The 23,107-nt window shown below is 59.2% G+C and carries 23 protein-coding genes and 2 pseudogenes; 12 read left to right on the forward strand and 13 right to left on the reverse strand.

Features of this window, described 5'->3' with window-relative positions; genetic code table 11:
- Nucleotides 1–121: 121 nt before the first annotated feature.
- On the forward strand, nucleotides 122–700 hold the full coding sequence (locus FJ964_RS19815) for a DUF1003 domain-containing protein (RefSeq protein ID WP_140551949.1): 579 nt from the start codon (nucleotides 122–124) through the stop codon (nucleotides 698–700).
- 349 nt (nucleotides 701–1,049) lie between these two features.
- On the forward strand, nucleotides 1,050–2,210 hold the full coding sequence (locus tag FJ964_RS19820; RefSeq protein WP_224626972.1) for a histidine kinase dimerization/phosphoacceptor domain -containing protein: 1,161 nt from the start codon (nucleotides 1,050–1,052) through the stop codon (nucleotides 2,208–2,210).
- 321 nt (nucleotides 2,211–2,531) lie between these two features.
- On the opposite strand, the gene FJ964_RS19830 is transcribed toward FJ964_RS19820, so the two are convergent.
- From FJ964_RS19830 to FJ964_RS19860, 7 genes are all read right to left on the reverse strand, one after another.
- The gene (locus FJ964_RS19830; RefSeq protein WP_140551951.1) at nucleotides 2,532–2,792 is read right to left on the reverse strand and encodes a LysR substrate-binding domain-containing protein; all 261 of its coding nucleotides are present in this window, start codon (nucleotides 2,790–2,792) and stop codon (nucleotides 2,532–2,534) included.
- Between the two features lie 472 nt (nucleotides 2,793–3,264).
- A complete protein-coding gene (gene speB / locus FJ964_RS19835; protein WP_140551952.1) occupies nucleotides 3,265–4,218 on the reverse strand; it encodes an agmatinase in 954 nt (317 codons plus the stop codon).
- 49 nt (nucleotides 4,219–4,267) lie between these two features.
- Nucleotides 4,268–5,287, reverse strand: a complete 1,020-nt coding sequence (locus tag FJ964_RS19840) for an agmatinase family protein (RefSeq protein ID WP_140551953.1) — start codon at nucleotides 5,285–5,287, stop codon at nucleotides 4,268–4,270.
- Complete coding sequence (locus FJ964_RS19845) at nucleotides 5,284–6,126, reverse strand: amino acid ABC transporter ATP-binding protein (RefSeq protein WP_263493257.1); 843 nt, start codon at nucleotides 6,124–6,126, stop codon at nucleotides 5,284–5,286. Before FJ964_RS19845 ends, FJ964_RS19840 begins: the two co-directional genes overlap by 4 nt.
- Before the next feature lie 42 nt (nucleotides 6,127–6,168).
- Nucleotides 6,169–6,819 carry an amino acid ABC transporter permease gene (locus FJ964_RS19850; RefSeq protein WP_140551954.1) on the reverse strand — a complete coding sequence of 217 codons (651 nt, stop codon included), beginning with the start codon at nucleotides 6,817–6,819 and terminating at the stop codon, nucleotides 6,169–6,171.
- 4 nt (nucleotides 6,820–6,823) lie between these two features.
- Nucleotides 6,824–7,477: an amino acid ABC transporter permease gene (locus FJ964_RS19855; RefSeq protein ID WP_224626976.1), complete on the reverse strand. Its 654-nt coding sequence runs from the start codon at nucleotides 7,475–7,477 to the stop codon at nucleotides 6,824–6,826.
- A 56-nt stretch (nucleotides 7,478–7,533) separates the two neighbouring features.
- A complete protein-coding gene (locus FJ964_RS19860; protein ID WP_224626978.1) occupies nucleotides 7,534–8,421 on the reverse strand; it encodes a transporter substrate-binding domain-containing protein in 888 nt (295 codons plus the stop codon).
- 228 nt (nucleotides 8,422–8,649) lie between these two features.
- Here FJ964_RS19860 and FJ964_RS19865 point away from each other — a divergent pair, with 228 nt between their 5' ends.
- Entirely contained in the window at nucleotides 8,650–9,591 is a 942-nt protein-coding gene (locus FJ964_RS19865) for a LysR family transcriptional regulator (RefSeq protein ID WP_140551955.1), read from the forward strand.
- On the opposite strand, the gene FJ964_RS19870 is transcribed toward FJ964_RS19865, so the two are convergent.
- The 3 genes from FJ964_RS19870 to FJ964_RS19880 form a co-directional block, all read right to left on the reverse strand.
- Complete coding sequence (locus tag FJ964_RS19870) at nucleotides 9,588–10,235, reverse strand: urea carboxylase-associated family protein (protein WP_140551956.1); 648 nt, start codon at nucleotides 10,233–10,235, stop codon at nucleotides 9,588–9,590. The two genes, FJ964_RS19865 and FJ964_RS19870, sit on opposite strands and share 4 nt — an antisense overlap.
- A gap of 15 nt (nucleotides 10,236–10,250) precedes the next feature.
- The gene (gene speB / locus FJ964_RS19875) at nucleotides 10,251–11,219 is read right to left on the reverse strand and encodes an agmatinase (protein ID WP_140551957.1); all 969 of its coding nucleotides are present in this window, start codon (nucleotides 11,217–11,219) and stop codon (nucleotides 10,251–10,253) included.
- A 401-nt stretch (nucleotides 11,220–11,620) separates the two neighbouring features.
- Nucleotides 11,621–12,511: a LysR family transcriptional regulator gene (locus tag FJ964_RS19880; RefSeq protein WP_140551958.1), complete on the reverse strand. Its 891-nt coding sequence runs from the start codon at nucleotides 12,509–12,511 to the stop codon at nucleotides 11,621–11,623.
- A 151-nt stretch (nucleotides 12,512–12,662) separates the two neighbouring features.
- Between FJ964_RS19880 and FJ964_RS19885 the strand changes: the two genes are divergently transcribed.
- The 3 genes and pseudogenes from FJ964_RS19885 to FJ964_RS19895 all read left to right on the forward strand — a co-directional run.
- Nucleotides 12,663–13,046, forward strand: a complete 384-nt coding sequence (locus FJ964_RS19885; RefSeq protein ID WP_140551959.1) for a DUF1330 domain-containing protein — start codon at nucleotides 12,663–12,665, stop codon at nucleotides 13,044–13,046.
- Between the two features lie 101 nt (nucleotides 13,047–13,147).
- Nucleotides 13,148–13,990 carry an SDR family oxidoreductase gene (locus FJ964_RS19890; protein WP_140551995.1) on the forward strand — a complete coding sequence of 281 codons (843 nt, stop codon included), beginning with the start codon at nucleotides 13,148–13,150 and terminating at the stop codon, nucleotides 13,988–13,990.
- 151 nt (nucleotides 13,991–14,141) lie between these two features.
- A pseudogene (locus FJ964_RS19895) lies at nucleotides 14,142–14,384 on the forward strand (IS5 family transposase); the annotation flags it as partial.
- Nucleotides 14,385–14,662: 278 nt separating this feature from the next.
- Here the strand turns inward: FJ964_RS19895 and FJ964_RS19900 are convergent.
- A complete protein-coding gene (locus tag FJ964_RS19900; protein ID WP_140551960.1) occupies nucleotides 14,663–14,947 on the reverse strand; it encodes an SDR family NAD(P)-dependent oxidoreductase in 285 nt (94 codons plus the stop codon).
- Between the two features lie 284 nt (nucleotides 14,948–15,231).
- On the opposite strand from FJ964_RS19900, the gene FJ964_RS19905 reads away from it, so the two are divergent.
- Nucleotides 15,232–15,663, forward strand: coding sequence for a hypothetical protein (locus FJ964_RS19905; protein ID WP_140551961.1), 432 nt, complete (start codon nucleotides 15,232–15,234; stop codon nucleotides 15,661–15,663).
- A 263-nt stretch (nucleotides 15,664–15,926) separates the two neighbouring features.
- Here FJ964_RS19905 and FJ964_RS19910 read toward each other — a convergent pair whose 3' ends face one another.
- The gene (locus FJ964_RS19910; RefSeq protein ID WP_140551962.1) at nucleotides 15,927–16,400 is read right to left on the reverse strand and encodes a metallophosphoesterase family protein; all 474 of its coding nucleotides are present in this window, start codon (nucleotides 16,398–16,400) and stop codon (nucleotides 15,927–15,929) included.
- Nucleotides 16,401–17,412: 1,012 nt separating this feature from the next.
- Here FJ964_RS19910 and FJ964_RS19920 point away from each other — a divergent pair.
- The 3 genes and pseudogenes from FJ964_RS19920 to FJ964_RS31385 form a co-directional block, all read left to right on the forward strand.
- Nucleotides 17,413–17,721 (forward strand): hypothetical protein, encoded by a 309-nt coding sequence (locus FJ964_RS19920; RefSeq protein WP_140551963.1) that lies wholly within the window; start codon nucleotides 17,413–17,415, stop codon nucleotides 17,719–17,721.
- A 41-nt stretch (nucleotides 17,722–17,762) separates the two neighbouring features.
- On the forward strand, nucleotides 17,763–18,608 hold the full coding sequence (locus FJ964_RS19925) for an SIR2 family protein (RefSeq protein ID WP_140551964.1): 846 nt from the start codon (nucleotides 17,763–17,765) through the stop codon (nucleotides 18,606–18,608).
- A gap of 49 nt (nucleotides 18,609–18,657) precedes the next feature.
- Nucleotides 18,658–18,816, forward strand: a pseudogene (locus FJ964_RS31385) (NADH-quinone oxidoreductase subunit D); the annotation flags it as partial.
- 115 nt (nucleotides 18,817–18,931) lie between these two features.
- Here the strand turns inward: FJ964_RS31385 and FJ964_RS19930 are convergent.
- Nucleotides 18,932–19,441, reverse strand: coding sequence for a DUF892 family protein (locus FJ964_RS19930; protein WP_140551965.1), 510 nt, complete (start codon nucleotides 19,439–19,441; stop codon nucleotides 18,932–18,934).
- Nucleotides 19,442–20,650: 1,209 nt separating this feature from the next.
- Between FJ964_RS19930 and FJ964_RS19945 the strand changes: the two genes are divergently transcribed.
- Both FJ964_RS19945 and FJ964_RS19950 read left to right on the forward strand, forming a co-directional pair.
- Nucleotides 20,651–22,048, forward strand: a complete 1,398-nt coding sequence (locus tag FJ964_RS19945; protein ID WP_140551967.1) for a cytochrome B6 — start codon at nucleotides 20,651–20,653, stop codon at nucleotides 22,046–22,048.
- Between the two features lie 54 nt (nucleotides 22,049–22,102).
- Complete coding sequence (locus FJ964_RS19950) at nucleotides 22,103–22,705, forward strand: DUF4142 domain-containing protein (RefSeq protein WP_140551968.1); 603 nt, start codon at nucleotides 22,103–22,105, stop codon at nucleotides 22,703–22,705.
- Nucleotides 22,706–23,107: the final 402 nt, after the last annotated feature.

The raw sequence follows: 23,107 nt of genomic DNA on the forward strand, positions 1-23,107 counted from the left end.
AAACCTGTAGGCTCGAAGAGATGGTTGGCGACATGGTGGTCTCCCCTCGATTCGATTAGCCAACTTCAGGGAGCATGCAGTGCCGAATTTGAGTTGGGGCTGACTGCGAACGGAGAACCCTATGAACCTCAGCGACTCGGATGCGGATAGGAATAGCATCACCCCAACCAGGCCATCTGCCGAGGGACTCGCTCCGGCACTGGCCCGGAACATTGAAGCAATTGTCGAACGAAGGAAGCAGGAGGCAAAGCAAGCCTCGATCGAGGAACGGGCGGCAGCGGCGCTTAGCGGATTCGCCGGCAGCATGATGTTCGTCTACCTTCATCTCGTCTTTTTTGGCGTGTGGATCTTCCTCAACGTTGCACCTGTTGGCCTAATTGAGCCTTGGGATCCGTCCTTGGTAATTCTGGCGATGTTCGCATCGGTGGAGGCAATCTTCCTCTCCACTTTCGTGCTGATAAACCAGAACCGGATGGCGGCTCAGGATGATGCCCGGGCAGACTTAGACCTTCAGGTGAGCCTGCTGAACGAACACGAGACCACGAAGCTGATCAAGATGGTCGAGGAAATAGCCAGACACTTGCATGTCCGCAGAGAAACAGACGACGAGTTGGCGGAGTTGAAGCGCGACGTGGCGCCTGAAGTTGTCCTCGATAAGATCGCGGAGGCAAGGGACGAGGCAAGTTCAGCTCGATCATAACCTCAGATTTCCCCAGCTCTCTCCACGATGCACTCTGGGTCGATCCAATGTTGCCACCGGCCCCTCGGGAGCCAGCCAAACCTGACCAGCTTTTCGTGCAACAGGACGCTTTCCGTCCCGGCGAGCAGCCGCAAAGAGTGACGGCGCCGCCCATCAAGTCCTGACGTTTTGACCGCGCAGCAGCAACCGGACGACTGATAGGCGCAGCCTAACATCCCGCGACCTTGCGAGGCTTCTTTGCAGGCGATTTGCGGCCAAGCCGGCTTGAATGCCGGGCACCTGATACGACGGCGGAGCAATTTCAAGGCGCGCGCGTTTACTGCGCACGTTGATCTGGAAAGGATCGCACGTGGACCGTACCGACCACCTTGCCAAGTTGCGCCGACATGTTCGCATTCTTGTGGACCTCGGCCGCCTGGCCGGTGAAGAAACGCCGGTCAGTCGCTTCCTGGATCAAGCCTGTGTGCAGGTCGCCCGAGCTGTAGAGATCAACCACGTGAAGGTGCTGCGCTACCGCCGTCGTACGGCTGACCTGTTCATGGAAGCAGGTTTCGGATGGAAGGTCGGCGTGGTCCGCATGGCGACCTTTTCTGCGGATCTGCGGTCGCCGCCTGGACGAACCTACCAGACCGGCGAGCCCTTGGCGATCTTGGACGGGGCCGCTGCGCAGCGAGATGGCGACTATGCTTTTTCCGATGTGCTCAAAGACCACGGTATCAGATCACTCGCCAACGTGCCCATCCTCATCAAGGGCGCCGCCTGGGGAGTTCTGGAGGTCGATTCAGCAACCACGCGGGATTTCGGCGAGGATACTATCGAATTCATGACGGCTGCTGCGGCCGTCATCGCTTCTACGGTGCAAAGGCCAACCCTTGATGCCAGCGATGCGCAAGCGACGGCGGCAGCTATCGTCCAAGCGCAGGAACGCGAGGTGCTGCTGCGAGAAATGCAGCACCGCGTAAAGAACAACTTCCAACTCATCCTGTCATCGATAGCCATCCAGAAACGACGGTTTGAAAGCGCCGAAGTGCACCGCGTCCTGGAACATGTCGCGAACCGCGTTAATGCCATCTCGCTTGCTCATGATCAGCTCTCACCCGGTCAAGGATTGCGAGCTGTCGATGTAGCGCGTTACCTGCGAGCACTGTGCGCATCGCTTCAGGCTCAGATGGAAAATGCCACGATCGAGATCGAGGCCGACGAGATCGAACTCGCGATTGAACGTGCGGTGCCGCTCGGTCTCATTATGAACGAGGCTGTAATGAACTCGGTCAAGCATGCCTTTGGCCCGGGCGGAGGGCATATCAATGTGAAACTCGAATCCGGCATTGGTTATGGCGAGGCGCGACTTATAGTGGCAGATGACGGGCACGGCATTCAAAGTCCCCGGCCTGGTGGGTCGGGACAAAAGCTGATCCAGGCACTAACCGGCCAGATCGGCGGCAAAGTTCAGCAGGATAGCTCTGCCAACGGCACCATCACAAAGATAGTCTTTCCTGTAATCGCCTAGGTGAGCAGGTGACGGATTGTCTGTAGGAATTGCGCTACGCGGCCGAGCAACGAGGTAGTAGTTGGGCATCCAATACCCTAGAGGCCCGACACCATGTAGCCATTGACGTCACCGGCCCTTCAGCGCCTTAGCCTCCAGCTCCAGAGTTGTGCGGTCATTGCCGTGCCTGTCGAGTAGCTCTTTCACCTGCTGCGGGTGATCCTTCTGGGCGCATCGAGAACTGTTTGGGCCTAGCATAAAATCCGGCGCGGAAGGGCCTCATCTCACATTTTCGCTGCTGCGTTTGCCTTCGCTACCTGCCGGAACTGACAGCCGAGCGGCCTACTCCCGTACTGCCGCGCGTCGTTCGCCAACTCGCAAGCAAACAAAATGGACCGCAGGATTGTCCTCCGAACGAGGACTGAGATAAGCTATTCTACCCGCCGTCAAATCCGCTCGTGCTAACGGTTCACGCAACAGTGCGATACCAAGTCCAGCCTTCGCCGCCGCCAATATAGTATCATAGTCTTCAAAACGTCGGTCGTGCCAACGGGGTCGGTAAGAAAGACGCGCCTGGCGCCATAAGTTCATGCCCGATAGCATCGTATTAGGCTCGATCCTATCATCGGGCCGCGACCATGCCACGGCGGCTCGCGGGTGCCTTCGAGCTCGTGCCAAAGCCAAACGCAAGGAAACCACGCCAAGGGACGTCGTCGGAGAGAAATGAGACGTCGTGCAAACCGTCGTACTGGATCTTAATTTGTCAGTAACATTATCACCGCGACGATGAAGGTAACGTTTGCGACAACCAAACCCAAAAAGAGCAGGACCATACTTACTTCGGTATCATCTGGCTTTTTTGATAACCGGTTCTGCTCGCAAACCACATATCCAATTCCGCGTTCAATCATCAGAGTCTCCAAATTGAGCGACTTCGAATGGTCTTGCTGCAGAAACGCTCTCCAGGAGTAACTATGGTAGTGCTTCGACCGAGAGCCGGTGTCCGCAGCGGCCAGTTGACCTGCAATAGCGGCCGTTCACGAGCCGCTACCGTTCCAAAGCTTGACCCCGCTCCCTATCTGGCGTGCTTCGGCTTGCTCGCGCTCGCCATTACGCACAACAGCTCGAAGAGGAGCGTTGCACCTGTCAACGCCGTGACGCCCGAAGGATCGAGCGGCGGCGAGACCTCGACCAGATCGGCGCCAATGATGTCGAGGCCGGCGAGGCCGCGCACCATGGCCTGGGCCTCGCGCGTCGTGATGCCGCCGATCTCGGGAGTGCCCGTGCCGGGGGCAAAGGACGGATCGAGCGCGTCGATATCGAACGAGACGTAGACGGGGGCTGCGCCGACGACGGAGCGTGCCTCGGCAATCACCGCCTCTACGCCGCGCGCCATTAATTCTTCGATGAAGATGATGCGGACGCCCGCCTGCGTGGCGAAATCATAGTTTCCAGCATCCGAGATTGACCCCCTGATGCCGATCTGGACCATTCGTTTCGGGTCGAGAAGACCTTCCTCGACCGCACGGCGAAACGGCGTGCCGTGATTGTAACGGTTGCCGAAGAACTCGTCGTAGGTATCCGAATGGGCGTCGAAATGGACAAGGCCCAGCGGCTCGTTAGCTACGGCGCGCAGAATGGGCAGACTGATTAAATGATCGCCGCCCACCGCCAGCGGCCGAGCGCCGGCGTCGCGAACTTTCGTGAAGAACTCCGTGATTGTGTCCAGCGCGTCGTGAAGATCAAGCGGGCTTACCGGTACGTCGCCGCAGTCACCGGCGCGCAATTGATCGAACGGAGAAAGTCCGGTGACGTGATGGACACGCCGCACCAAGCTGGACTGATTGCGGATCTCGCGCGGACCGTGCCGAGCGCCCGAGCGGTTGGTGGTGCCGCCGTCGAAGGGGATGCCCACAAGTGCTATGTCGACCTGGTCGGGACGGGCCATGGGAAGGCGCATGAATGTCGAGAGGCCGGCGAAGCGCGGAACCTTGCCGGAATCGAGGGGTTGGAACTCCGTATCGCTCATGATCGTGCCTTCCTTTCCGCGCATGCAGCCGTCGCATTCTGTGCGCAGCTTAAATGCCGCTGTAATTCATCCGTTCTGTCGCATGAGCATGGCGCCAAGCGTCCTGCTTCCCGCCCTTATTTGCGGCGAGGCAGAACAGCGCCTCTGCGAGCAGGCGTGCTGCGAGAATGCAGGTCGTCCCGCTGGCGGAATCGAAATCCGGCGACACTTCGACGAGATCAAAGCCAGAAAATCCGTCACGGGCCGCGATGCGGACCCCGCGAATGATCTCGCGTGAAGTCAGACCGCCGGATTCGGGGCTGTTGGTGGCCGGTGCGTAGGCCGGATCGACGCCATCTATGTCGAGGCTGATGTAGAGGCGTGCGCCGTCCGCGATCGCGATCTTCCGCGCACGTTCGGCAACAACATCAATGCCAAGGCGTTCCACTTCAGCCATCGAGAACACCGTGATTCCGAGCTGCCGATAGAGCGGCGTCCACTCCGGGAGGTTGCGCGGTCCGCGCGCCCCGATCACCACGATGCGCCGCGGATCGACCTTATCCAGTTCCGCGATGCGCAGCAGTGGGGATGCGCGCGTCAGGCGATCGCCGGCGAAGGATTCACTGAGATCGAGATGGGTGTCGAAGACGATTAACCCGACTGGCGCGTCGCCGGCCTCGGCCACGGCGCGTACAGCCGGATAGCTGATGCCGTGGTCCCCGCCGATCGTCACCGGGATCGCCCCCGTGGACTGAATCGCGCCAAGCCGGGCTCCGAGACGAGCATAGCTTTCGGCGTTGTCCCCCGGCACCACATCGATATCACCGGCGTCGGCCACAGCGATATGGCTTGAAAGGTCCATGTCCCAATCGAAAGAGTAGGTGCCATACAGGAGGGAGTACTTGCGGATTTCCTGGGGCGCGCGCCGCGTCGCGCCGCCGCGGAAGGTGGCAAGCCCGTCATAGGGCATGCCGACCACAACGGCATCGGCGACGAAAGAAGCCAGGTCGCGGACATGAGGAAAGGCCATGAACGGCGGAACGTCGCCATAGATGCGCGGAACGCCGAGTGGGCTGAGGGCTTCGCTCATGGCCGTGCTCCTTCTGCACTTGTCCCGGTTCCCGGCCCATCGTTCTGGAAGAGCATGTTGCGAGACCTCCAGGTATCGAGGAATTCCCGCAGGCGCGGACTCTGCGGCGCACTGAAAAGTCTTGCAGGCGGCCCCTGCTCGACCACTTTGCCCTGGTCCATGAACACGACGCGATCGGCCACCTGGGCTGCAAAACCCATTTCATGGGTAACGACGACCATGGTGATGCCTTCCTGGGCCAATTGCTTCATGGTGTCGAGGACCTCGCCGACAAGTTGCGGATCGAGCGCCGATGTCGGCTCATCGAAAAGGATGACATGCGGTTCCATGGCGAGCGCGCGCGCGATACCGACGCGCTGTTGCTGACCGCCGGAGAGTTGGGAAGGATACCGCTCCGCAAAGCTCCTCAGGCCCACTTTGGCGAGCGCATGCAGGCCCTGTTCCCGAGCCTTGGCTGCGCGAATGCGCTTGGTCAGGCGTGGCCCGAGTGTGACATTGTCCAGCACCGTCATGTGCGGCCACAGGTTGAAATGCTGGAACACCATACCGACGTTGCGGCGCACCGCGGCGATATTCTGTTCGCTTTCACGCACCAGCGCAGTCCCGGTACGACGGTAGCCGAGCAGGCGTCCTTCGATCTCGACCTCGCCACTGGTGTAATCCTCCAAGAAGGAAGTACAGCGCAGCAGCGTACTCTTGCCGGAGCCGGACGGTCCGATGATGCAGACGACCTCCGAGGGGTTGATGTCCAGCGAGATGCCCGACAACGCCTGGAACTTGCCGAAATCCTTCGTCAGGTCCCGGATCCCGATAATCGGTTGAGGGGATAGGGTGGCCATCGCGTCTGTCCGATCGTTCGTTGAGTTGCCAGGCTGGGATCGTTAGAACTTCACGCGCCGCTCGACGAGCTTGCCGAGCTGGGCGACGGCTTCAACCAGCAGCCAATACAACACCGCGGCTGCGACATAGGGCTGGATGACCGCATAGGTCTCATTGACGAACTGGGTCGTATTCTTCGTCAATTCCGCCACAGTGATAATCGACAGCACCGCCGATTCCTTTATGAGGATGATGATCTGGTTCACGATAGCCGGCGTGATCAGCACTAACATCTGCGGCAACTTGATATGGCGGATGATCTGCGTGCCAGTGAGGCCGGCGATGCGGGCCGCCTCGATCTGACCCTTGGGGATCGACTGGAAACCGGATCGGAAAATTTCAGCGAAATATGCGCCGCCATAGAAGCCGAGTCCGAGCACACCGACCGTCTGCGCTCCCAGTCTGAGACCGATGCTCGGTCCGCCGTAGTAGAGCACGAACAGAAGGATCAGGATCGGCAGGCCGCGCATAAACTCGACATAAACGCGAACCGCCCAGCGCAGCGGCTCGAACGCTATGCCGTCGAGACAGGCAAGGACAAGACCGACCACAATCCCGAGTACCGTCGCCAGCGCACAAATCCAGGCTGTGGTGACCAGTCCGGCCAACATCAAAGGTGCATATTGGACCCAAAGATCGAGGAACTGTGTCATGGGCTCAGCCTCCCCGCGCCAGTCGCCGCTCTGCCGAGCGACCAGCAAGCGAAAGGAGGAAATTAATAACGATATAGATGATCCCGGCGGTGATGTAGGTTTCAAACGGCCGATAGGTCGTCGCCACGATCTGCTGGCTTACCCGCATCAACTCGGTCACCGCGATGACCGAAACCAGCGACGAGTTCTTCAGGATGCTGACAGTCTCATTGACGAGCGAAGGGATGACCAGCCTGAGCATCTGCGGCACCAGGATGGTACGGCGCGCGGCCCATTTTCGGATCCCGACCATGCGGGCGGCTTCCATCTGTCCCGGCGGAATGGCCAGGAGCCCGCCGCGGAATATCTCGGCCTGGAAGGCGATGGTGTTCAGCGTCAGGGCGACGATGGCGGCCAGGATGGGCGGCACGTTGATGCCGACCAGCGGGAGCAGGTAATAGATGATCAGCAACTGCACGAGGATCGGCGTGCCGCGCCAGACGCTTTGATAGGCGCGTGAGAACCGGCTCACCCATCTGTTGGACGACGACACACCGAAGCAAAGGACCAGTCCCAACGGCATGCCGAGGATGATGGCGATCCCGGAGACCAGGACGGTCATGCCGGCGCCCCACAGCATCACGCGCAGGTTGTCTTGGATAAGGGCAAGCGTGGTCAACGGCTTCACCTAGAGACGTACCAGAGAGCTGGACGGGATGTGGGGGAGACGCCTCCTCAATCCTTCGGTACAGGCAAGGCGTCGGTCGGCAGCTTCATGGTGAAGCCGAACCATTTCTCCTGCAGCTTGGCCATCGTTCCGTCGGCGGCCAGCTTTCGGAACTGGTCGTCGAAGAAGTCGGCCAGCGACTTGCTGTCGTCGTCCTTCCGGAAGGCCCAGCTGAAGTAGGTCGGCGCTCCGAATGTCGTCTTCACGGTCTCGAACGCGTCGCCACGCTGCGTTTGCAGATAGAGCAAGTTCGGCAGCGAATTGACCACCGCGTCGGTGCGTCCGGCTGCCAGATCGGCATAGGCCTCGTTGAAGTCCACATAGGTCTGGATGTTCGTGATCGGCGCCAAGCCCTTTGACTTGAGCTGTTCGGATAAGGCCTCGGTGGCTTTCAGCTGGGCGGAGCCGGCTTGGGTACCGACGCTTTTTCCGCTGAGGTCGTCGGGTGTCTTGAGCGAGGAATCGCCTTTGCGTTTGACGTAAGTGAAGGATGCATCGGCGATCGGCAGGGACAGGCGGTAGGTATCGTACCGCTGCTTGTTGACGGTCACCGACGTTATGATGGCGTCGAACTTCTCAGTCTGAAGCCCCGGCAACAGACCTTGGAACGGCAGGTCAAGCCGGTCTATCTTGACACCGGGAAGGGCTTTCATGACCTCGTTGAACAGGTCCACGCCGTAGCCGACAATGCTGCCGTTCTCGACGTATTCGAACGGCGGATACCTGGCTTCGGAAGCGATCACGATCTGCCCCTTCTCCTTGATCCGGTCAAGAAGGTCGGCCGCCGGGGCCCCGCTAGCCGCCACAAGCGACAGCGAAGCAACAAGCAATGCAGGCAAGTACGATTTCAAAACAGACCGCATGAATTCCTCCCGTTCCTGCGTCGCGACATGCAATGGAACCACAGCCCTGCCGCTTCCCGATCACAGGGCCCTTTTCCCCCACGGTCATGGGCCAAAAAGGATTACTCCGTCGGCAGCTTGTGGCCAATTTGGCGCCGCTACGCCTAGCCCAGCATGTCAGGATTGACTCTCTAATAAATATGGAAGGAATAGACTATACATCGAGATTCACGATATGAACTCTGTTAGCCGAGTGGCATGGCGATTTAGAGGATTTTCCAGATGCGCATGTCCGCCTCCGATATTAGGGCAGTGCGGGTTTTCCGGTCGGTCGTTGAGCACGGCGGTTTCAGCGGAGCGCAGCTTGCGCTGGCAATGAGCCAGTCGACCATCAGTTTCCAGATTACCGCGCTGGAGCAGCGGCTGGGCTTTTCCCTGTGCCAACGCGGCCGTCGCGGCTTCGAACTGACCGACAGAGGCCGGGCCGTTTACGATTACTCCCATTCACTGACATCGGCCCTTTCCTCGTTCGAGCAGCAATTGGGCGAGCTTCGCCTGCGCGCAACCGGCACCCTGCGCATTGGCATCGTCGATTCGACCGTTACAGATTCGGTGCTTGGCATCGACGACGTGATCGATCAGTTCGTCAGGAAAGCCAGCGAGGTCGATCTGCGCGTCACGATCGGCTCACCTGAGCAGCTCATCGCCGACATTGCCAAGGATGGCATCGATTGCGCGATTTCTCCGCGCATCAAACTGCTGCCGGGTTATTCGCAAACCGAATTCCATCATGAGATGAACTCGTTATATTGCAGCGAACGACATCCGCTGTTCCCGAAGAAAATCGTGACGAAAGCGGACGTCGAGGCCGCCGTTGTCGTGGTGCGACCCTACGCGAACAAAACAGAACTGCAGCACATTCCGAACGCCAAGGTGGGAGCCTACGCCTCGAACATCGAAGCGCAGGCCATGTATATCCTGAGTGGCCATTATATCGGCTACCTGCCTGATCACATGGCGTCCATCTTCAGGGAGAAGAATCGACTGAAGGCGCTGCTGATCCCCGAAGCGCAGATACGGTCGCCATTCGTCATTATCTCGCCGAAACACAAGAAAGCTTCGCTGTCTCAACGCATCTTCCTGCAGGAACTGCGCAAGAGGATAGCGGCCGGGGAATCCACCCAAGCGAAACCCGCAGTGGCGTCAAAGAAGGATAAGACTTAATGGCCGGATGCCTGGCTATGGCCGGCCGGCCCGTCTATGCGAAAATGCGTGTCTGTGGGCACACAGGCCGCCCCGTTCACCGGAACGAGGTCCTGGGGGCAGGCCGAGAACGCGATCACGAGGTCCATTTCCGCACGCAGGCTGACGTAGGAGCCGGGCGTGGAGACTGGCGTGTCGAAGGAGATCGAACCTTTGCCGTCGATCGGAATGTTCATAAACAGGTTGAGCGGTGACGGCGTTTTCGAATGCGCAAGCCCGAGTGCCGCAAGAGCCCCGGCTAGGTTGTCCGTGCAGTTGTCGTGGTGGCCAACGTGTCCGAGCTGCTCATAGCGATAGCGGTCGCAGGCAGCGATCAGCGTATCGTGTACGCCGCCTGAGGTGTCCTCCAGGATGGTTAGCATCGGACGCCGCTTGTTGCTGAGCAGCGTGTCGCCCGCACGGGGATTAACCTTTAGCATCGCGCCGCGGCTATGCTCCATCGACATGAATTCCGCCATGTCGTCGGCGCGAAAGGCCCAGGTGTCCACCACTTGGCTGCCGTGGGTGTTGATGACGGTTACGACCTGCCCCTGCATGACGCCTGCCGCAACGCCCTTGCGTGCGGGAATCAAATGAGTTCGGCCCCTATGGTCCCTGCTTTGCATCTGCCGCCCTTTCTTTCAGCGCCTCGGGGCTTCGCGTTCCGCGAATATATAGCCAAGGAAGTTCAACAGAACCTGTGCCGCCAGGAAGCCGGTGATCCCAGAGGGATCATAGGCCGGGGCGACCTCAACCAGATCGATGCCGACGACATCGCCTTGTTTCACCAAGCCTTGGAGAATCTCCATGACTTCATAGTACAGGAAACCTCCGTGGCTGGGAGTTCCTGTGCCGGGTGCGATGGATGGATCGAAGCCGTCGATGTCGATCGTCACATAATAGCGGACTCCCGCGGGAATGGTCGCTAGCACGCCCTCGGCGCCGAGCCTGCGCGCCTGACGGACGGAAAGGATGGTTGAGCCGCGTTTCCGCGCGTCCTCATAGCCCTCCCGTGCCGTCGAGGAGACGTTGCGGATGCCGATCTGGCTGAGGCCGCTGACATATGGCTGCTCCGATGCGCGACGCATGGGATTGCCGTGCCCTTCGCGCACCCCATGGCGCACGTCGACAAAATCGAGATGCGCGTCGATCTGCACGATGTGGATCGGACCATGATCGCTGAATGCCCTGATGCATGGAATGTTGATGGCGTGGTCACCACCCAGCACGACCGGCAGGGCGCCTCTCTCGAGTATCTTGCGGACTGCCTTTTCCGCATTCGCGTGACTGGCTGCGGTATCGGTGTGCACCATGTCAGCATCGCCAACGTCGACTATTCGGACCTTGTCGAGCGCTAGGTAGATCTTGTCGTCCTCATGATCGTAAGCGCCGCCATGACCGAAGGAAAAAAGCGTCGAGGCCTCGCGGATCGCTCGCGGCCCAAAACGCGCGCCGGAGCGGTATTGGGTGCCCATGTCGAATGGGACGCCCAGGATCGCGACATCTGCGTCGATCTCATCCCAATCGAGGCAGACGGGTCGCTTGCCAAACGTGCTTAGCCCTACGAAGGGAAGGTCGAGCCGTCCGCTATTATAACCGTGGTCAGACATTAAAACTCTCCGGACCTATATGGAGCCGTCACGACAAGGATGGGAGCGCGACAGCTAGCCATCTGCCGATGCGTGGCTAGCACGCGCGAGCTACTTCTTTCCATCACGAGTGTTGGGCGTTCATATCGCTTTATTCGAAGATTGAGCGATGGAAGGTTCCCGTGTGTCGGGGCCGACAACGCGCCCATTCTGATGGAGCGCATGCTCAAGGGCAGGATCGAGCCGGGGGTAAGGTCTTTTGATCTCAAGCCGCCGCTGGCCGAGCTTGCGGAAGGCTAGGCCGTGAACTCATAAATTGGGGAGACCGGGATCGGTGGGAAACGGACGCCGACTCCTGTACTGAGCGGCTTGGACAGGCGCCAATGGTCGCCAAGGTCTGACGATCCTTATTTCAACCGCACTCAGTCGCGGTAGCGCAGCGTTTCCAGTACGAGTGCGAAAGCCGGCGAGAGTTGGCGCCGGCTTGGATAATACAGGTGATATCCCGGCCGGACGGGGCACCAGTCCTCAAGAACACGCACTAGGCGACCCTCTTCAAGAGGGTAGGCCACCAGATCCTCGGGCAGATAGGCGAGCCCGAATCCCTCAAGGCTGGCCTGACGGATCATCGCGAGGGTGTTGAACGCGGCGTGTCCTTGAACGCGCACCTTCAACTCCCGCCCCTGCTTGCGAAACTCCCACGGTGCAAAGCCGCCTGTGGGCAGTCGCAGGGGTATGCACGCGTGATCGGCAAGGTCTTCAGGAGTGACCGGACGGGAGCGGCTTACGAAGTATGAAGGCGCTACAACAACCCCCATGCGGAAGTCTGGCCCAATCCGCGCCGAGATCATGTCCTTGTCCACCTGTTCGCCAAGCCGTACACCCGCGTCGAAGCGATCGGCCGCAATGTCTGCTAAGCCGTAGTCATGGATAATCTCGACCCTGATGTCGGGATAGTCGCGCATGAGCCCGACCATGGCAGGCCAGATGATGGTCTCGCCGGCATGCTCCACGGTGGTGATCCGGACTGTGCCGGCCGGCTTGTCGCGCAGGGCGCTGAGGGCGGCAATCTCGCTTGCAATCTCATCGAAGTTGGGAGCGATGCTTCGAAACAGGCGATCCCCCGCTTCGGTGAGCGAAACGCTGCGGGTCGTGCGGGTCAGCAGCCTAACGCCGAGGCGCTCTTCCATCGTGCGGATCGAATAGCTCAGAGCCGACTGCGACAGGCCGAGCTTGGCGGCCGCCTTGGTGAAGCTGCGCTCGCGGGCGACGGCGATGAAGGTCAGGAAGTCATCCAGACTGTCGCGACGCATTCATCAATCCCATTTCTAAGCCCATGCAGATTATACCATCTAATTGCATGCCGCTAAAGGAGCTAACTTCCTGACTCAAGGCCAGACGGTCCACCGGAGCAACTCTCCGCCCAATGCCTACCGTCCAACTGGCCCACTGAAGGAGAACAAAATGAAGAAGGTAATCGTCGGCGCGCTCGCCGCCCTCACCATGGTCGTGAGCCCGGCCGCCTTTGCTCAGGAACCGACGGGCGCCGCCCCCCGCGCCTACATGATCGGCAGCTATGACATCAAGGATCAGGCGGTGTTTCAGCAGTACATCGAAGCCGCCTCGCCGCTCGTCACCAAGTATGGCGGCCGCGTGATCGTCTACAATCCCAATGTCACTGCCATCGAAGGAAGCTCGAGATCGGTGATCGCCGTCGCCGAGTTCCCGAGCCTTGCTGACGCCCAGCGCTACTACGACTCGCCGGAATACACGGCGGCCCGGCAGTTTTTCACCAAGTCGACCGAAGGATTTCGCATCATCACCGAAGGCGCCGGCCTTCCGCAGTGACGCAGTCCGCTGGCGGATGGATACCAGCATGGCGTCAGTCCCTGCTGGCCATCGCGTCCGAATTCGAGGCCGAGCTGCGGCCTAGAGAACAGGAGCCCAATATGAGTGTTTGGTTCATCACCGGCGCAGGCCGGGGCCTCGGTGTGGATATCGCCAAGGCCGCATTGGCGGCGGGCCACAAGGTGGTGGCAACCGGCCGCAACACGGAAAAGGTCGCAAGGGCCGTGGGAAAGTCCGAGAACCTCCTTATTGTCAAGCTGGACGTGACGAGCGCGGCCGACGCCGAAGCCGCTGCCCATGCCACGCTTGACCGGTTTGGCCGCATCGACGTGCTGGTCAACAATGCGGCGAGTTTCTTTGCCGGGTACTTCGAAGAGTTGACCGCCGAACAGATGCAACTGCAGCTCAGCACCAGCCTCGTCGGTCCCATGAACGTGACGCGGGCCTTTCTGCCAGCGATGCGCAAGCAGCGGTCGGGCAGGGTCATTTCGATCTCCTCGACGGCCGGGCTAATGGGTTTCGAGTTCTGCACGGCCTATTCAGCCTCGAAGTTCGGCCTCGACGGCTGGATGGAGGCGCTGCAGACCGAAGTCGTGCCGTTCGGCATCGAGACGATGATCGTGAACCCGGGCTTCTTCCGCACCGAGCTTCTCACGGAAGAGTCGACCAACTATGCCGCGCCCTCCGTTGAGGACTACCATGAGCGGCGGACGGCGCAGATCGCCTTCTGGCGTTCTCAGAACGGCAAGCAGGGGGGTGATCCCGCCAAGCTTGCGCGCGCCCTAATCACGCTCACGGCTGAGGACGTGCTGCCCCAGCGTTTCCTTGCCGGTGCCGACGCCATTGCCACGGCAGAGCAGAAGATTGCCATTCTGCAGCAGCAGATCGATGCCTATCGCGAGCTCTCGAGTTCCCTTGCCATCGACGAGGGTGCTGGCGGCTGAAACCCAATGGCACTGCAATTCCGAGGTGAAGACTTCGTGGCTGCGGCACTCCCAAAACGGCCACCTGTGAATTGATCAAATACGTCCGCTAAGAGGTCGATTGTCGACTGGCGGCTTTCCTATTGCAGCGGAATCTGTTTCCAGACTCTGCATGAGCCGATATGACCTGACCGACTTCGAATGGCACGTGATCGAACCACTTTTGCCCAAAAGGCCACGAGGGGTGCCGCGTGTCGATGATCGGCGCGTGCTAAACGGCATCTTCTGGCTGCTGCGATCCGGTGCGCCTTGGCGGGATCTACCAGAGCGGTACGGTCCACGCACCACCTGTTACAATCGCTTCGTCCGATGGCGGAAAGCAGGTGTGTGGGACCGCCTCGTGGACGCTATCACCAAAGGCCATGGGCGAAGCTGCCCTGGGTCATGAACTTGACTTGGATTTCCGGTCGTTGCCGCCAGCAACTGGCCGATCGAATTGCCGGGAGCGATCTTGTACAGCCCTTGAGACCAAGGGTTTGAGAAACAGGCCAGAAAGGGCTGGCGGACCGGCGATGGTGCCGCGCATCTTCCCGTGCGCGGTCTGCTGCCGGCTCTGCCTGTCGTCCGCGGCCAAGAGGGTTACGGAACCGGCCCAATGATGGATGGGGCAGATAAGTTAGTAATATCAGACAGTTACGGGAGAACCTGTGCAAGAATGGCACACGAAAGTTCTGCTTCTCTTCTTTTTTCGTTCCCACGACGGAGCCGCCGAAGCCCTATTCGGTCGCTCTTTTTGCCGACGATACTGTCCGTCCTATTGCGGACGTTCGCTGCAATATCCGTGCCCCGGTCCCTCAGCGCGGCCGTCCAGGTTCGCGCAAAGGAGCGGACCGCAGCCTTGGTCGCGCTGTAGGTCGTGTAGCCGGGGAAGCTCATGAACGCGGGGATAGAGCTGACCAATAATGATGGATCCGGCATTCGTCATTTAGCGGCAACGCCTTGTGGCAGGCGTTCAGCAGGCCGCGTACGTTGATAGCTCTCGGCATTGACCGGGCCAAACATTCAATCTCGACGACGCCCGCGGACGCCACGAGAATGTCAAGCCGGCGCTTGCTGCCTTGAACGGCGGTTGCGTTGCGGCCGATAAGCGCCGCATTACAGTGGCCTCCATGTCGGGCAAGTGGCCGCCTTACCGGCTCTTGTTAGCGCGTAGGCGCGCGATAGTTTTTGTGGGGAAGGGACTTCGATCAAAGGAGCCGACGATGGAACACCAAACTCTAAGCCAACTGCAGACAATTGCAGAAGTAGAACCCCTGTCGACATACCCGATCATGACCCGGCAACAGCGCATTGAGCGCTGGGCAGAGTTGCTGGAACAACATCCCGAGCGACGCCTGAGAGCCCTTGCCGGCACTGAGTATCTGAAGCGGGAAGCCCGCGACGCAGCACGCGGTGAGGGCTCGCCAATTACAGTGGCCTTCGAGGACCCGCTACTGCGTGCGTTAGGCCTGAAGGATGACACCTATGGGGAAGCAAAGCGCTTCTTCGAACTGTCTGACGGTGAGTTGCATGACATCGTCTGCAGTTGCCACGTCGGAACCACGTTCAGAGGGCAGTGGGCTGCCGCTAGAGTCCGCCGGTCGATCGGAGGGAACAGGTTTCTTAAGTGGCTTAGAGGGAGAATGTGGCACTGAGGTCGCCAAGGACGGCGATTGAAGCTCGTTTCAAGCGAGGTGGCCGTGGTGACGACGGGGGTCGGCGCCTGTCCCAAAGGTTGTGACGGCGGCAGACGGGTGGGACGCTCCTCGGTCCCGGTTCACTCGAGGTGCGTTCCAGGCAAGGCTGCAATACCCCAGGGGCAGGATTTCTGGATTCCTATTTGCGGCTAGCATCACCACGTAAAGACGTCGATCGTTCGATCATCTGATGCGCTAACCTCGGCGGCGCCGCCTGGCCTCTATGGCAACAAAAGTGACTGGCGAAAATCCCAGGCGTCCACGCCGACGTCGTGCTGGCGCGTCATTGGCTTCAGCCGGCCATCAGAATGGCCGTGCAGGTTTATCGATTTCTTGCCGATCTGGTTCCAGGTGCGGAACGGGTAGTGGCAAAGAACCAAGAAACGGCCCTCGACAGTTAGCTCCTTGTAGTGTTGCACGCTAGCCCAAGCCGAAGCGCGGAGCGTTACCACGCCGTCGTTGTTGCCGATGATCAGGTGCTTGGTGCCGTGGAGGCACGACACCAGCGAAGACACTGTCTCGGCCGATCCCTTGGCGAAGTCGCCGAGGTGCCAAACCTCGTCATTTGGAGCAACAGTCTCGTTCCAAAGTTCAGTCAGTGCCTGGTCATGTGCCGCCAATGAACCGAAGGGGCGAGGGTCGAGCCGCAGAATGCGGGGATCGTTGAAATGCGTGTCGGAGGTGAAGAAGATCATGCGCCGCCGCTGGCTGAGCCGAGCGCTCGACGATCGCTTCTAAGTTCGGTGGCCGGAGCGCCTTTGGGTCCATCATCGATCGATCCTGATTTAGGCTTCCCTGAACATCTTGAGTGCCTCTTCTTTGGTGAGGCCGCACTTGCGCGCAAAGTAGAGGCTTCGATCGCTTTTTCATGATCCGCCGTGGCTTCTGTGTGCCGTTTGGGCTTTTTACCTGTTTTTCTCTGTCACCTTTGATGCCACCGAACCATCACCGTGCCGGGTTGTTCCCATCCATCGGATCTGCTGACCTGCCAAGCGCGGCAGCCTAATGTCGCCGACAAAACGAGATCCCGAGACCTGTAGCAGGCATCAGGTTGGTCGTTTCTATATGGCCCATCTAGGAGGCACAGTTGGAGCTCTAAAGTTGCCGAACGCGTTGCAGACGGTTGCTTTTGGCTACGAGCGGGACGCGGCCTGGATCTTCTGCCGAAAGGCGGCTCGCGCTCGCGGAGAACCATGTAACGCGCTTGTTGAATCGTAGTCTGAAGACCAAACCTCGATCACCTCGTGCGCCCGACGGTAGTAGGACAGCGAGGTTTCGTAGGTGATCAGCCAGCCCGAATTGCACACCCATTCGCGCTTCCGGAAGTCAGCGCTATCGAACGGCACCCAGTGGCCCCTGCGCGTGGTTACGGTGAACGCTACTTCAACAGCCCTGAGTTCCGATATGGTATTCCGGTTCCATCCGCGAGATTTCCCGCCCATGGCTGGCCGGCAGACACGCTGGGTGGCTCCCGCTGAAGCCTTGCCTCTATCTTGCAGCCATGGCGATCCGGAACCTCGATCCATGTGGAGAGTTGTCCAGCAGCCCAGCGGAGATCCAAGCCATGGCGCCACCAGAGGCCAATCGCGGCGCCGCCGCGCAGCCGAAACGCTTTGGCAAGCGGCAACCCCATCACCGGCACGGCACAAGGCCTCCGGAGCAGGATTATCTATCGACGGGCTTCCAACGATATGAAGGACGTGGCCCATGAACGTCGCCAACCTGCAATTGGAAGGTTTGCTTATGGCGGTCGCGGCCGTCAATAACGCCTTGGTCCGCAGAGGCCTTCTCTCTGTCGATGATATCGGCACGGCGTTGAAAAACGCGGAAGCCTCGTTCACGGTTGAGGAGCGCCTCTTCGAGGACATGTCGCCGGCTAACCGCGACGCAGTGTGTTTCCATTTGCGTCTTTTGCGGCTGGCTAACACCAAGCAGTTCGAAGCGAGTGTGCCACCGTTTTCCGAGCTGGCCAGGCAGGTGGGGATCACCAAGCAGCCTAACAACGACCAGATGTGAGGGAGGAAGGTCGACCTGCGCGGCTGGCCTCGAAAGACTTGATGAACGATGACCCTGTAGATTCGCTCGCCAACGCAATTCGCCATCGCAGCGCAATTCTGTTTGTTGGGGCAGGGGTGTCGATCAGTGTTGGACTACCCTCCTGGGAGAAGCTGATAGAGCGAATGGCAAAGGAGCTCGGCGTCGACGACGAATTTTCCACGCGGCGCGATCGTTTTCAAACCTTGGCCGAGTACTATCGGATCAAGCATGGCAGCATCGGGCCACTTCGCAGTTGGATGGACAGAAACTGGTCCGTCCCCAAGGACCGGATCGAGAAATCCGAGTTGCATCGTCTCATCGTGAGGCTCGACTTCCCTGTCATCTACACAACTAATTATGACCGGAACCTAGAACTGGCTTATGAGATATACGGCCGGGACTACGTGAAAGTGGCCAATGCACGCGATGTAGCGCAGGCCCGCCGAGGCGTTACCCACATCGTCAAGTTCCATGGTGATTTCGACGAGGATTCGTCCCTCGTCCTCACCGAAACGGACTACCTCGATCGCCTGTCCTTCAATTCTCCGCTGGACGTGCGTTTTCGCTCGGATGCACTCGGCAGCACGATCCTCTTCATTGGCTATAGCCTTTCCGACCCAAACATTCGGTTGCTGTTGCACCGTCTCTGGCAGACGTGGCATCGGTCCGGCTATGAGAAAGATCGCCCGCCCTCGTTCATCCTCATGACCAGCCGAAACCCTGTGGAGGAGGCCGTTCTTGGGCGTTGGGGCATTTCGGTCGTCGGCGGCGAAATCGACGAGCCGCAAGCTGCTTTGATGGACTTCCTCAGCCGGCTGGCGGAGATGGTTGGGGATGGGGAACTGTCGCAAAACAGCGAGCAATAGGAACAATCGAAGTAAACGGCAGTTCGGCGGGCTCTCAAGGAACGGTCCCATGGCAGAGAATTCCGTCCGGAATTTCAATGTTCAATTCCGGCCCTCAACATCTTGCCGCACATGACGTGCTTCGCCTGGCTCTTGAGCTAGATGGAGATGTCCTTGGCTCGACCTGCATGTCGGGATGATGAATCGCGGCACGGAGAAACTGACGAAAACTGCCTTTACTTCGAAGTGCCTTTGACACCGGTAACGCCTCGACCTCAATGCGCGTTGTGCCGAGCTCGGCGCAACGCGCGATCTCTTATTCGACAAATGACTCTACCGACCGATCAACGCTTGGCGTTCTCACTCTCGGAGTCGGTCCGCGCGAGGAATTGTTCGGTTGTCGCTGGAATATGGCTTTTCAGCCAGTCCGCCATCGCGACTTCCTCACGCAGGTTCTCGTCGCAGACCTGGGCGACCTCTGCTTCACCTAGCGATTTAGCAGCGGCGATAAGGATTGTGTAGGAGGCGATTTCCATGTGCTCGAACGTGTAGCTTGCAAGCGATCCTTTCATCACTTCGTCACCGGCGAAGACCCCACTGAGCGACTGCGCCATTGCCGTCAGCTTGCCGCCGGCATCCTTCAATGTGGAAGATCCTTGTCCGATGCGGTCGAGACAAGTTTCCAGCCGAGCAGCCTGCTGCCTGGTCTCCTGGACGTGCTGGCGAATCCGGTCGCTGAGCTCAGGATAGTTCTCAATTCGGTTCAGCTGCCCATTCAACATGGTCTCGGCCTGCTCCTCCATAGCGTGAGCATCCCTAAGCCATTGCACAAGCCATTCGCGCGATTCTGACATTTTTCATTCTCCTTCACGGGTCGGCCAGAACTTTCAAAGGGAGATATTGTTCCTCATCGGTTGAGCTGCGGACTCGGCCTGTATCGCCAGCCTTTTGCTGGTCGCGCTGGATTCAGGCTCCTGGACCTCGGGCGATGGGCCATTGCCGCGGCGCTGAAACGGTTCTGCGGAATGACCGAAGCTGCTGCCGTCACCGCGTTCGGCGATGGGTATCTCTACGAGTTTCGTGTCGGCTCGTATTCTGCTGCCACGCTGCCATGTCTCAGGCTAAGCTCTGTTTGCCCGAGCTGTCTGGCATTTACCGTTGTCTTGCGAAAACAGCCCGTTGGCTCAGCGAGGCCCCAGGTTCACCAGCGGAGATCTTGTTTGCACGCACGAGTTGCAATGGAACGTCACGGCGTTTGTCAGGTTGGTAATGGAATTCGCTGCCAAGGAAACGAGCCATGACTTCTTCAGACAACTCTTCAGTTGGCATATCACCCCGCCCCCGCCAAAGCAGGCGACACCTTCACCGGCCGCAGAGAACACCTCTGGAGCAGGTCCTGCGGTCGCCGAGCGTTCGAAAGACGCCAAGGCGCCCAGGGGCGGTCGTCAGCCTGGGGCTTATGTCAAGGATTAGACGGCCGTGCGTTTAGTTTCGGCTGGCCGCTACAGTCGAAGCGACGAGGAGGTTCTTATGCAGATGATGGAAATTGTCGTCAGCCGAGACCGGGCTCCGGTCGTGGAATTCCGCAGGGAGGGCGAGTGTGTTACAGCACCCTGCAGGCCGGGCATAGTCTTCCCGACGACGAACTCATCGCAAACGCCAAGGCTATGATGATTCAGGTCGCTCAGTTCGGGATGGACCAGATCAAAAGCGCAGTCACTTCTGATGGGTCGCCAACCGATGAGGTTATACAAGCCGAACTGTCGGGATAGAATAGCTTCGCAGGGTTACAAGGCACCAGTCGATCGGCGGACGTGCAGTCATCAGCCAGAAAAAGGCGAGAACGGATCGCGGGCAATAGTTCGAGCAGCACAATCGTGGTCCGCGTTCAGGCACGCAGATCGACGCACCCTCCAAAACAGCGACACCGGTGATCCCGAGAAGCCGAGCGTGGGACGATCATGCGCTGCGTTGTCCGGGCGGCTGATCGGCTTTTTCTAAAGCTCGGGAACAAAGCTGGCGCACACTGGTTGGGGCCAAATTCAACGCTGTGGGGAGGAGATATGTCGCGTATCTTCAATCTTGGTTTGTCAGTCCTGCTTGGGGCTGCGACGTTCGCGCTCAATGTTGCTTCGGACCCGCTGCCGCCGGATTTGACGTATCGTCCATTGCCAAGCTTGCCTTTTTCCGCGGTCAAGGAGACTGACGAAGCGCAAAAACCGGCAGTGACACAACGGCAACGCGGCCTGCTTGAGAGACGTTACGATCTGGCTGACCGGCCGATGCGGGGCGTCATGATGTCGGGTGGGCGCAAAGCTGTACAAGAAGGCTCGCGAGTGAAACTGCCGGCAGGCGAAACCTGGAGCAACCTGGCAGCGAAAACTCCTCAGGAAATTCGTGATCGTGGTCTGTTGCCGCAAGGTTTCCTGCCGTTGCCGCACGTCAAGCAGGCCACTGGAGGTCAGGTCTTTCCTGAAAGTCAGATTAGAGAGATCGGCGCTGATGAAGGACGGGATTTGCGTCGCTTCGATGTCGATTTCGACCTGCCGGATTATCTTACGCCGGAATTTCCACCTCCAATATTTCTCACCACGCACCCGGAGCTAGGCGATGTGTCGCGAGGTGATCTGCTCACGATACGCAACTTCTACGAATACATGAACGGCATCATCACGCCCGTGCAGATGGAAGGGCTTCGTCTGCTGCTGACGCCATTTCCGCAGGAGGAATTCAATCAGACCGAGGACAGGAAGGTAGCGATGCAAAGCACGGGTGTGGCGTGCCTCGATTGCCATTCCAATTTCCACACCAACGCGGCGTTTCACCTCACCCCGGACGTGCGGCCGCAAGCCGAGCGCTTCCGGCTCGACACAACCAGTCTGCGTGGCTTGTTCAACCAGCAGATCCACGGATCCAAACGCTCGCTGCGTTCCGTGGAGGACTTTACGGAGTTCGAACAGCGCACCGCCTATTTCAACGGCGATCACGTGAGCGCCACCCGCAAAGGGGTGAATCTGCCGGATCGGCCCAACCAGGTTGCGATGATGGCGCAAATGCAGAACATCGTCGATTTTCCGCCGGCACCGAAGCTCGACGCGTTCGGACGGCTTGACCCGGCTGCCGCCAATGCGCTGGAGATCAAGGGCGAGCAGGTGTTCATGGGAAAGGGCCGCTGCGGCGAATGTCATGTTCCAGGTCTGTCCTTCATGGACAACAACATGCACGATCTGAAGCTTGAGCGATTCTACAAAGTTGGCCAGACGTTCAACGATCAGGTTGCCATACCAGATGGACCGATCAAGACCTTCACGTTGCGCGGGATCAAGGATTCTCCGCCCTATCTTCATGACGGCCGCCTAATGACGCTGGGCGATACCGTAGAGTTCTTCAACCTGGTGCTCGGAACGAAGCTCGACCAAGCGGAAAAGGATGCATTGGTGGCCTATCTGCTCACGCTCTAGAACACCGGGGAAACCGCGGCCGAAGGGTTAATTCGGTACTGAATGGAGGACATCATGCGTGCCGCCGTAATGACAGTAGCCCTGGCATTGTCGCCCTGCTGTGCGCTGGCGCAAATCGGCAATCCAGCCGGCCTTGCTCCCGATACGAGCATGCAGAAGCCTGGAGTTCCAGCACCGCAACAGACGAATTATCAGGATCGGCTTTTCGCCCAGCTGATTACGGTAGGCGGCAGGTCCGAGATAGAGCTAGGTCGGCTCGCGGCTGGAAAGACAAGTCACGATGACGTCCGGGAATTTGCAAATCGGATGGTCGATGATCATGACAAGGCCAATGAGCAGCTGAAATCCGTGGCAGATAAAAGCAAAATTCCACTTCCCGAAGGGCTCGACCCAGATCACAAAAAAATCCGTTCCGATCTCGAAAAACTCGACGGCACCGCGTTCGAGCTGGCTTACCTGGGGGCGCAGATCGTTGATCACCAAAAGACGGCGCAACTCCTGGCGTGGGAGATAGGCTCGGGCGAGGATGCAGCGCTTCAGCGCTTCGCCTCCGAAAAGCTGCCGACAGTGCTGGAACATCTTGACCTGGCCCGCACATTGTATGCGAAGTTGGCGGGGCAGGCCGTGTTTGCGCCGGATGCGCAAAAGACCAAATGAAGCGGCCGGCCATGTGAACCCCTGAAAGTTCAGGCTGTCTTCCAGGTTCCAAGCGTGAAATCAGCTATGAACCTGCCTCGAGCAGTCCCGCTGCCCAGCCCACCTGCAAGGTGGGCCGTTATCAATCGCTGGACGCGAGTTGGCAACGACGCCAATCCCGGATCGCATGTCTTGGGATCCGCCGCTGCAACCGAAAATAGCCCAGCAGCTTGCGAGCTGCCTGGGAACACTTCCGCCATTTCGAAGTTAGGCCCGCATAGGAGACCGAGATGGCCATCCCACAACCATAATCACCTGCGCAAGAAGCCGGCTCATGCAGGCAAAAGCCGCCAAGAGGACGATAGACCAGGTTAGAGCACGACCCAGGTACAAAATGGCGCACTGCGGGCGATAAGAATTAAG

It is taken from the genome of Mesorhizobium sp. B2-3-2 (assembly GCF_006442295.1).
In the GTDB taxonomy this organism is placed as follows: domain Bacteria; phylum Pseudomonadota; class Alphaproteobacteria; order Rhizobiales; family Rhizobiaceae; genus Mesorhizobium.